This is a genomic window from Sphingobium sp. R-21, from assembly GCF_049913335.1.
GTDB lineage: Bacteria > Pseudomonadota > Alphaproteobacteria > Sphingomonadales > Sphingomonadaceae > Sphingobium.
The window spans coordinates 2,475,588-2,485,000 of record NZ_CP184374.1; the positions used below are offsets into that span (position 1 = coordinate 2,475,588).

The 9,413-nt window shown below is 64.4% G+C and carries 9 protein-coding genes; 5 read left to right on the plus strand and 4 right to left on the minus strand.

Annotated features, from left to right (window positions below):
* Window positions 1-72 precede the first annotated feature (72 nt).
* Entirely contained in the window at window positions 73-1,536 is a 1,464-nt protein-coding gene (locus ACN9MX_RS11840) for a PLP-dependent aminotransferase family protein (protein ID WP_363756446.1), read from the plus strand.
* Between the two features lie 92 nt (window positions 1,537-1,628).
* Here ACN9MX_RS11840 and ppa read toward each other — a convergent pair whose 3' ends face one another.
* Together ppa and ACN9MX_RS11850 are read right to left on the minus strand one after the other, a co-directional pair.
* A complete protein-coding gene (gene ppa, locus ACN9MX_RS11845; RefSeq protein ID WP_363739777.1) occupies window positions 1,629-2,162 on the minus strand; it encodes an inorganic diphosphatase in 534 nt (177 codons plus the stop codon).
* 43 nt (window positions 2,163-2,205) lie between these two features.
* Window positions 2,206-4,125 carry a M61 family metallopeptidase gene (locus ACN9MX_RS11850; RefSeq protein WP_363827263.1) on the minus strand — a complete coding sequence of 640 codons (1,920 nt, stop codon included), beginning with the start codon at window positions 4,123-4,125 and terminating at the stop codon, window positions 2,206-2,208.
* Between the two features lie 152 nt (window positions 4,126-4,277).
* Between ACN9MX_RS11850 and hisS the strand changes: the two genes are divergently transcribed.
* From hisS to ACN9MX_RS11870, 4 genes are all read left to right on the plus strand, one after another.
* Complete coding sequence (hisS, locus tag ACN9MX_RS11855) at window positions 4,278-5,555, plus strand: histidine--tRNA ligase (protein ID WP_363827266.1); 1,278 nt, start codon at window positions 4,278-4,280, stop codon at window positions 5,553-5,555.
* The gene (gene prfA / locus ACN9MX_RS11860; protein WP_414714632.1) at window positions 5,555-6,646 is read left to right on the plus strand and encodes a peptide chain release factor 1; all 1,092 of its coding nucleotides are present in this window, start codon (window positions 5,555-5,557) and stop codon (window positions 6,644-6,646) included. Before hisS ends, prfA begins: the two co-directional genes overlap by 1 nt.
* Window positions 6,647-6,701: 55 nt before the next feature.
* Entirely contained in the window at window positions 6,702-7,529 is an 828-nt protein-coding gene (gene prmC, locus ACN9MX_RS11865) for a peptide chain release factor N(5)-glutamine methyltransferase (RefSeq protein WP_363827269.1), read from the plus strand.
* Window positions 7,530-7,847: 318 nt separating this feature from the next.
* Window positions 7,848-8,648 (plus strand): DUF4167 domain-containing protein, encoded by an 801-nt coding sequence (locus ACN9MX_RS11870; protein WP_363756444.1) that lies wholly within the window; start codon window positions 7,848-7,850, stop codon window positions 8,646-8,648.
* A gap of 94 nt (window positions 8,649-8,742) precedes the next feature.
* On the opposite strand, the gene ACN9MX_RS11875 is transcribed toward ACN9MX_RS11870, so the two are convergent.
* Window positions 8,743-9,117 (minus strand): acyl-CoA thioesterase, encoded by a 375-nt coding sequence (locus ACN9MX_RS11875; RefSeq protein ID WP_133654519.1) that lies wholly within the window; start codon window positions 9,115-9,117, stop codon window positions 8,743-8,745.
* The gene (locus tag ACN9MX_RS11880; protein ID WP_363827272.1) at window positions 9,110-9,409 is read right to left on the minus strand and encodes a hypothetical protein; all 300 of its coding nucleotides are present in this window, start codon (window positions 9,407-9,409) and stop codon (window positions 9,110-9,112) included. The genes ACN9MX_RS11875 and ACN9MX_RS11880 overlap by 8 nt, the downstream gene beginning before the upstream one ends.
* Window positions 9,410-9,413 lie beyond the last annotated feature (4 nt).

The window sequence follows — 9,413 nt, forward strand, 5'->3', positions numbered from 1 at the left end:
AAAATGGCCTTTTACAAAACAGCCATTATCGGATAACTGGCCTCTTCGTTCTCTGGATCGGAAGCCTTTGCCATGTCCACTTCTCTTCTGCGGCCCCCTTCCCTGCTTCGCCTGCTGGGTGCCTGGCGTGCAGAGGGCAGCGCCGAACCGGCCTATCGCCAATTGGCGCAGGCGCTGCGGATGCTGGTGCTGGACGGGCGCGTCGGCCTGAACGTCCGTCTTCCCGGCGAACGGGAACTGGCCGCCGCGCTGGGGCTGAGCCGCACGACCATTGCCGCCGCCTTCGACCGGCTCCGCGACGAGGGCTTCCTTGAAAGCCGGCAGGGATCGGGGAGCGTCACGCGCCTGCCGCCCGGCCGGATGGAACAGGCCCTGCCGGAGATCGAACTGACCGATGGTGTGGATATACTGAACTGGACCCATGCCGCACTGCCGGCTGCGCCTGGCGTTGGTCGCGCCTGTCAATTGGCGGTGGAGGCCTTGCCCGCCTTTCTGGGCGAACTGGGCTATGATCCTTTGGGCCTGCCGCCGTTGCGCCGGGCGATCGCGGCCTATTATGAGCGGCGCGGATGCCCGACCAGTCCCGACCAGATCATCGTCACCAATGGTGCACAGCAGGGACTTTCGCTGCTGCTGCACTGGCTGGCGGGGCCGGGGGACCGGGCGGTGATCGACCATCCAACCTATCATAATGCGATCCAGGCCCTGCAGCGCGCCCATGTCGTGCCGGTGCCGGTCGGCCTGCCGGCGCAGGGATGGGACATCGACGCGATGGAGGCGGCCTTTCGCCAGACCAGCCCGCGTTTCGCCTATATCATCGCGGATTTCCACAATCCGACCGGGCGCAGCATGGACCCGGCCACCCGCCGCGCATTGGTGGCGGCGGCGACGCGCAGCCACATGCCGCTGATCATCGACGAGACCATGGCGGCAATGGGCCTGGACAATATGCCGCCGCCGCCGGTCGCCGTGCATGATCCTTCGGGACGGCAGGTCATCACCCTGGGCTCTGCCAGCAAGATCTTCTGGGGTGGATTGCGCGTCGGGTGGATTCGCGCCGATCCTCAGACCGTGGCGGCGCTGGGCCGCCTGCGCACGACGATGGACATGGCCAGCCCGGTGGTGGAACAGCTTGCCGTCGCGCATTTGATCGACGGTGATGAAGGACTTGGTCCACGGGCGGCGATGCTGCGCGGACGCCGGGACCATCTGCTGGCTCTGATCGAGCGGCACCTGCCGCATTGGCGTGCCGAATCCCCCGCCGGCGGCCTGTCGCTATGGGCGGAACTGCCGCGGGGGGAGGCGACGGCGCTGGCCGCCATTGCCGAGAGCCACGGGGTGCGTGTCGCGCCGGGGCCGCGCTTTGGCGTGAGCGGGGCATTCGAGCGCTTTCTGCGCCTGCCCTTCACCCTGCCGGAGGAGCAGTTGACGATGGGCGTGGAGCGGTTGGCCGAAGCCGATGCGCGGCTTCATGCCCGCACGCCGCGCGGTCGTGATTCGGTGGCCGCCGCGCTGGAGGCGGATCGGCTCATCTGACCTGAGATCACCGCCTCCCCTGGACATATGGAAAAAGGGCCGCGCGGAATGTCCGCGCGGCCCTTTTTTCGCAGAAGCTGCAGCCAGTCGGCTTATTTGCCCGCCTTGTAGCGTTCAATCGCCTCCAGCGTGATGCGGCGGGCGTCTTCCGCGCCGCCCCAGGTGCCGATCCGCACCCATTTCTGCTTTTCCAGATCCTTGTAGTGGGTGAAGAAATGTTCGATCTGCTCCATCACGATGCCGGGCAGATCGTCCTTTTCACCCACATTGTGGTAATAGGGAAAAGTCTTGTTGTCGGGCACGCAGACCAGCTTCTCGTCACCGCCGGCTTCATCTTCCAGGTTCAGCACGGCGATGGGACGGGCGCGCACGACCGAGCCGGGCACGAAGGGCGAGCGGGCGATGACCAGCGCGTCCAGCGGATCGCCGTCGGGCGACAGGGTGTGCGGCACGAAGCCGTAATTGGCCGGATAGCGCATCGGCGTATGCAGGATGCGGTCCACGAACAGCGCGCCGGAAGCCTTGTCGAACTCATATTTGACGGGCTCGCCGCCGACCGGAACCTCGATGATGACATTCAGGCTGTTGGGCGGATCGTCGCCGACCGGGATCAGTTCGATATTCATGGGACTTCAAGCCTTTTTCGATACGCGTTGGCGCTACGGGTGATTATGTTTTCGGTTTCAGCAGCCGGTCCAGGCTGCCTTCACCCTCTCCTGTCTTTTCGAGGCGCGGATAGCGCAGGCCGCCTGAATATGCGAGGGTCAAAGTGCGATAATATTTGTCCTGCTTAAGTATGATCTGCAGCGGCTTTCCGGCCTTGATCGCCGCCTTGAAAACGTCGCCCGAATATTCGTCGCCATTGATCGCGACGATCCTGGAACCGATGGCAAGGCCTGCCTTGAAGGCCGGGCTGTCCCAGACGACATTGCTGATCTCCCCGTCATTCTTGACGATCAGGCCGATGCCGAAGCTCTGGTCGGTGAACTTGCCCGACCCTTCGGCCGCCTTCGTGATGGCGCCCGGCGTGTCGCCATAGACCAGCTTGTAACCGCCCAGGGTGAAGCCGCCCTTGGGCGTTTCCCTGGTGGTGCTGTCGACATATTTCTGGAAGAAACCGGCCCAGTCATAGGGCGCGACCGCGTTGAGCGTCTTGATCACATCCCCGCGATTATAGACGACCTGCCCCCAGTCGCCGGGATTGATGCCGAAAAAAGCCCTGGCGAAATCGTCGAGGCCCCTGGCGCCCCTGGTCTGCTGGCGGATGATCGCGTCCGCCTCCAGCCAGATCATCAGGCCCTCATTGTAATAATCCTCCGACCGTTGCCAGCTCGACCAACCCTTGGGACGCCGGGCGGAGATGATGGGGTCATGGGTGGTGTCTTCCATCGGCCGCCATTCGCGGCCCCGCGCCGTGTCCAGCCTGGCCGCGATATGGGCATAGGCGTCGAGCGTTTCCTGCTTGCTGAACAGACCCGAACGGGCGCCGAGCACATAGCCCCAGAATTGCGTCTGCCCTTCATAGACCCAGAGCAGATTGTCCTGCATCGGCACGTTGAAATCGGGCGTCCACAGCAGGTCGGGGCGGCGGAACTTGCCGTCCCAGCTATGGGTGAATTCATGCGGCAGCAGGTTGCGGTCCAGCAGCGCATCGCCATCGCCCCATTTCTTGAAATAGCCCGGTTCCACCTGATTTTCGGAGGAGCGGTGATGCTCCAGCCCGATGCCGCCCATTTCGTCGGTGATGGCGAACAGGAAGTCATAATGGTCGAAATGATAGGTACCGAAAAGGGCGCCCGCTTCATCGACCAGCTTCTTGTGCTTGGCGATCTGGTCGGGCTTGGCATCCAGCTCGTCGGCATCGTCCGCGACGATGTTGAGCGTCACATTATGGCCAAGGTCGACGGGCTTGAAATAGAGGCCGGCGAACACCGGCGAATCCTGCAAGGCTTCATAATCGATCGTCTCATAGGCGACGGTCGATCCGGTCTTCCTGCCGCGCAGCGCGGTCGCTGCCTGCCAGCCATCGGGATAGGTGACGGTCGCCTGGATCGGGATCTGGCGGGTATAATAACCCGCCGGATAGAGCGACACCGACTCCCACTGAATGTTGAGCATCTTGGGCGTGACGACGACGCGGCCCTGATTGGGCTGGGTGGCGGAAAGGAACTGGAAGGAGGCGACGACCTGTTTCGTCCCCTGCGGAACGTCGATCACGAAGCCGAAGACGTTGAGCGGGTCGCGCTTCCATGCCAGCGGCTTGCCGTCGGCGGTGAAGCTGAGGCCGTCCAGCTTCTCGATCTGCCCGCGCGGCGCGTGATTGCCGGGCAGCCATTGCGGCATCAACAACGTCATGGGCCCGCCCTGGACGACGGGGATGGTTTCCTTGACGCGGAAGATGCGCTGCACCGTGTCGGTGGCGTCGACCTCCAGCCGGATGGCGCCGCCCGGATAGGGCGCATCTTTGGGCGTCGGCGCGGCATTGTCGACCGGCAGCGCCGTGGGTTTGGAGCGGATCGCATCCTGCGCGATGAGCGGGGTTGCGATCGCCGTGGAAAGGAAAAGGGCGGCAGCAAGGCTGCGGATCATGAACATCTCCGAAAAAGCGCTCGGTCGAACGACCGTATAACAACAGAATGGCGAGCCATTCCGCTCTCGTCCACCCCCAACTCTACTTGACATATTTTACGACAAAAAAGCGCGTTTCCTTGATGCGTCTTTATCGTTAAAGGCGCTGCCCCATGGCCAAGATCGAAACCCCGCGCCCAAAGACCCCTAATCCGGTGCGCGGCACGCAGGACATGCTGGGCGGCACGAGCGAAGCGTTCCAGGAACGTTTCGCCCATGTGGTCGCGACCTTCGACCGGGTACGCAGGCTCTACGGCTTCCAGCGGGTGGAAGTGCCCGTGTTCGAATCGACGGCGGTGTTCGCCCGCTCTCTGGGCGAAAGCACGGACGTCGTTTCCAAGGAAATGTACACGTTCGAGGATCGCGGCGGCGACAGCATCACGCTGCGCCCCGAATTCACGGCCGGCATCTCCCGCGCCTATATCACCGAAGGCTGGCAGCAATATGCGCCGCTTAAAGTGGCGACCCACGGTCCGCTGTTCCGTTACGAACGCCCGCAAAAGGGCCGGTTCCGCCAGTTCCACCAGCTTGATGCGGAGATCATCGGCGCAGGCGAGCCGGGCGCGGACGTGGAACTGCTGGTGCTGGCCGACCAGTTGCTGCGTGAGCTGGGCGTGTCGGAAGGCGTGACGCTCAATCTCAACACGCTCGGCGACGGGCCGAGCCGTGAAGCCTGGCGCGCCGCGCTGATCGCCCATTTCGAGGCGCATCGCGGCGAATTGTCGGAAGAGAGCATCGATCGCCTGCACCGTAATCCGCTGCGCATCCTCGACAGCAAGGATCCTCGCGACCGGCCGGTGGCGGACAGCGCGCCGGACATCGACGCCTATCTGACCGACGAAGCGCGCAGCTTCTTCGAGAAGGTGACGGCGGGCCTCGACGCGGCAGGCGTGGCGTGGGAGCGCAATGCCCGGCTGGTGCGCGGCCTCGATTATTACCGTCATACCGCGTTTGAATTCATCACCGATCGTCTTGGTGCGCAGGGCACGGTGCTGGGCGGCGGGCGCTATGACGGGCTGATCGAGAATCTCGGTGGCCCCTCGACCCCGGCGGTCGGATGGGCGGCGGGGATCGAGCGGCTGGCTATGCTGGTGGATGCGCCGGAGATCGCCGGACCGGCCGTCGCGGTCATCCCCATGGGCGAAGCCGCGGAGATCAGGGCCACCGGCATCATTGCGGATCTGCGCCGCGCCGGCGTCGCGTGCGACATGGGCTATCGCGGCAATATGAAGAAGCGGATGCAGCGGGCCAATGCATCGGGTGCGGCCTGGGCCGTGATTCTGGGCGATGATGAACTGGCGCGGGGCGAGGCGGCTTTACGCAATCTCGGCACAGGCGAGCAGGAAGCCGTTGCCTTGGACGCCCTGATAGGGAAGCTGACGGCGCTCTGATGCACATCTCCGCCGAACGCATCGCGCAGATCGAGGCGCGCCGGGACGAGGTGCAGGCGTCGATGACGCGTGCCGACCTCGCACCGGAAGAGTTCGTGCGGCTGTCCAAGGAATATGCCGAGATCGAGCCGGTGGCCAAGGCTGCCCATGAGGTCCGTCGCCTGCGCCAGGAATTGAGCGCGCTTGAATATATGGCGGGCGGCGAGGATGCGGACGCCGATCCGCTGATGCGCGAAATGGCGCAGGAGGAGATGCAGCTCATCAAGGGCAAGCTTCCCGACGCCGAGCGTGCCCTTGCGCTCCAGCTTCTGCCCAGGGATGCCGCCGACGCCCGTCCGGCCATGCTGGAAATCCGCGCAGGCACTGGCGGAGACGAAGCCGCGCTGTTCGCGGGCGACCTGTTCCGCATGTATCAGCGCTATGCCGACGCGCAGGGCTGGAAGATGGAGATGATCTCCGCCAACGCCTCCGAAGTCGGGGGGTTCAAGGAAGTGGTTGCCAGCGTCACCGGCATCGGCGTGTTCGCCAAGCTGAAATTCGAAAGCGGCGTCCACCGCGTCCAGCGCGTCCCCGCCACCGAAAGCGGCGGGCGCATCCACACCTCGGCCGCGACCGTCGCCGTGCTGCCGGAACCGGAAGATGTCGACGTCCAGATCGCTGACGGTGACCTCAAGATCGACATCTATCGCGCATCGGGCGCGGGCGGCCAGCACGTCAACACCACCGATTCCGCAGTGCGGATCACGCACTTGCCCTCCGGCATCGTCGTGACGCAGCAGGACGAGCGGTCCCAGCACAAGAACAAGGCGAAGGCGATGCAGGTGCTGCGCGCCCGCCTATACGAGATGGAGCGTGAACGCGCCCAGAGCGAACAGGCCGGCGCGCGCAAGGCGATGGTCGGTTCCGGCGACCGTTCCGAACGCATCCGCACCTATAATTTCCCGCAGGGACGGGTGACGGACCACCGCATCAACCTGACACTGCACCGCTTGCCGGAAATCCTGGAAGGACCGGGCCTGTCGGAGGTCATCGACGCCCTGGTGGCAGAGGATGAAGCCGCGCGTCTCGCCCAGTTGGACGGCGTGGCGTGACGCTGCGCTCCGCCAAGCGACATGCGTTTTTCCCGCGATCGTGGAAATGACGAACATGGGGGCTGCCCCCGCCCTGCGAGAAGCAACCGAGCGCCTCTCCTCCATCAGCGCCACCCCGCGGCTCGATGCCGAACTGCTTCTGGCCCACGCGCTGGAGATCGATCGCAACGAACTGCTGATGCGGCAGCGCGACCTCAGCGTCCCACCCGCTTTCGAATTGCTGCTCCAGCGGCGGCTGACCGGCGAACCGATCGCCTATATCACCGGGGTGCGCGATTTCTGGACGATCAGCCTGCACGTCACGCCCGATGTCCTCATCCCGCGCCCCGACAGCGAGACGCTGATCGAGGCCGCGATCGGGCATTTCGGCGCGCGAAGCCCCGCCCGCATTCTTGATCTCGGTACCGGCTCCGGTGCGCTGCTGCTCGCCGCGCTCAGCCAATGGCCGCAGGCAAGCGGCGTGGGCATCGACATTTCTCCCGCTGCGCTGGCGGTTGCCAGGTGCAATGCCGACAATCTGGGCCTCAGCCCACGGGCCGATTTCCGCCAGGGTGACTGGGCGGAGGGAATGGACGGCCCGTTCGACCTGATCCTCATCAATCCGCCCTATATCGCCCGCGACGTCGCGCTGTCGGGCGATGTCCTGCATGAACCTGAAAGCGCGCTTTTCGCGGGCGCGGAGGGTCTGGACGACTATCGCCGGATCGCGCCGATGCTGCCCCGGCTGCTGGCGCGGGACGGGATGGCCGCGATCGAGATCGGCTATGATCAGCGGCACAGCGTCTCTGCCCTGCTTGCTGATCAAGGACTTAGCGTTGCGGTCCGCCACGATCTGGCCGGCCATGACCGCTGCCTGGTCGCGACCCTGGGGCGATCCGCCTGACCGCGCAAAGGATTTGCGCCGGCACAAGCGAAAATTGCTTGGTTTATGGCCGGGAAGCCACTACATGGAGCTTAGGGACGGCACTATCCTGAGGATCTGCCCCGTGGGGCCGCGACAAGAAAAGGCCGTTTTCCCGCTCCTTCAAAGTCACGATGGCGCTGCTGCGCAAGCGCCTCTGGCAGGTCAAGGGCATAGGCCGATCGCTCGGCCCCTGCCTGGCGGAGCCTTATCCGGCCTGATGGCCAGGCCGTGTTGAAGGATGGCGACAGAACAGTGTTTTTCCGTGAATGATGGCAAAGTGAACGCAAGGATCAGCTCTTGATCAACAACAGGCAGGCCGGTCGCCGGAATCGCGGCCGGAACAACAATAATGGCCGGCCCAACGGTGGCAATCGGGGCGGCGGTGACAGTGGCAACCGGATCGACAACCGCGCTCGCGGCAATGCGGCCCAGCTTCTTGAAAAATACAGGAATATGGCGCGCGATGCCCAGATGACGGGCGATCGGGTGAATGCGGAATATTATCTGCAATTTGCCGACCATTATTTCCGCGTGCTGGCCGACAATCGCGCCCGTCAGGAGGAGCAGCAGCAGCGGTTCCGTCCCCGGGACGATAATTTCGACGATGGTTTCGACGATTTCGATGTCGGCGAGGAAGCGGGCGAGGATATGCGCGCCGATCAGGCGAGCGACCGCGGGCAGGATTTCGATCGCCGTCGGGACGAGCAGCGCGATTATCGCGAGGGGCGGAACGACCGGGGTCGCCGCGATCGCAATGAACGCAACGACCGGAACGACCGCAACGAACGGCGCCGGGAGCGTCCATCGGTAGAAGAAGCGCCGTTCGAGGAAAGCGTGGAACAGCGGCAGCCGGAAGTGGCGCCTGAACCGTTCCGCGCGGCTGAACCCGCTTCTGAACCGCAGCCCGAGGCAGAGGCGCCGCGCGCGCGTCGCGGTCGCCCCCGCAAGGCGGCGGCAAAGGAAGAAGGCCAGGGCGGTTTGGATCTGGCGGTTTTGCCGCCCTCGATCGCTCGCGCCGACAATGATGCGGAGCCTGCTGCGGAAACACCGCGCAAGCGGACCCGCCGTGCCCGGCCCGCGGCGGAGGCGGCCGAATAAGGCTCGCTCCTGCCTGATCGGGCGGAAATGAGACCAAAAAGGGGGACAGTGCCGTCGCGCTGTCCCCCTTTTGCTTCCGGTGCAGCCTTGGAGATCAGGCCGGCAGCGGACGCGGCCGGTGATTTCCATCCAGGGCGACGAAGGTGAACAGTCCGCTCGTCAGTTCGACCTTCATTCCCTGTCGTCCCCGCGTCGCGATGACGTCGATGCGGATGGCGACGGACGTCCGCCCCCGCCTTTCCTCCTGGGCATAGACCGATACGATATCCCCCAGCAGGATCGGGGCGATGAAGGTCATGCTCTCAATCGCTACCGTTGCGACGGGCCCTTGTGCGATTCGCGTGGCGACGATGCCGCCCGCTATGTCCATCTGGCTGAGCACCCAACCGCCGAAAATATGCCCATTGGCATTGATGTCGGTGATGTGAGGCACCACCCGCAACACCACTTCGCCTCTTTCGTCAGTCATCGGTTGGCCCCTCTTCTTTCATCCGGTCAATCACCTGTTCGTCATGCCCCGTTCCGCTGGACAGAAACGCCAGGGCCATCAGGCCGGTGCCCAGCATGAACGTCAACCAGACGCCCAATACTGTCGCGATGATCATGTGGATCGGCATGGGACCGGCCCACATATGCAGCAAAAGCAGCGCCGCGCCCACGCACAGCGCACCGCCCAGCGTCATCCATCCCATGAGCCGCCGGTATCGTCCCCATGCGATCCTGGCGATCTCTGGATCATCAAGGCCTTGTTTGCGCGTCATCCCT

What these genes read in the sequence shown, in the direction of transcription:
- ACN9MX_RS11880 (WP_363827272.1), bottom strand. Translation starts at nt 9,409, where the DNA reads ATGACGCGCAAACAAGGCCTTGATGATCCAGAGATCGCCAGGATCGCA.
- ACN9MX_RS11840 (WP_363756446.1), top strand. Translation starts at nt 73, where the DNA reads ATGTCCACTTCTCTTCTGCGGCCCCCTTCCCTGCTTCGCCTGCTGGGT.
- ACN9MX_RS11850 (WP_363827263.1), bottom strand. Translation starts at nt 4,125, where the DNA reads ATGATCCGCAGCCTTGCTGCCGCCCTTTTCCTTTCCACGGCGATCGCA.
- hisS (WP_363827266.1), top strand. Translation starts at nt 4,278, where the DNA reads ATGGCCAAGATCGAAACCCCGCGCCCAAAGACCCCTAATCCGGTGCGC.
- prfA (WP_414714632.1), top strand. Translation starts at nt 5,555, where the DNA reads ATGCACATCTCCGCCGAACGCATCGCGCAGATCGAGGCGCGCCGGGAC.
- ppa (WP_363739777.1), bottom strand. Translation starts at nt 2,162, where the DNA reads ATGAATATCGAACTGATCCCGGTCGGCGACGATCCGCCCAACAGCCTG.
- ACN9MX_RS11875 (WP_133654519.1), bottom strand. Translation starts at nt 9,117, where the DNA reads ATGACTGACGAAAGAGGCGAAGTGGTGTTGCGGGTGGTGCCTCACATC.
- prmC (WP_363827269.1), top strand. Translation starts at nt 6,702, where the DNA reads ATGGGGGCTGCCCCCGCCCTGCGAGAAGCAACCGAGCGCCTCTCCTCC.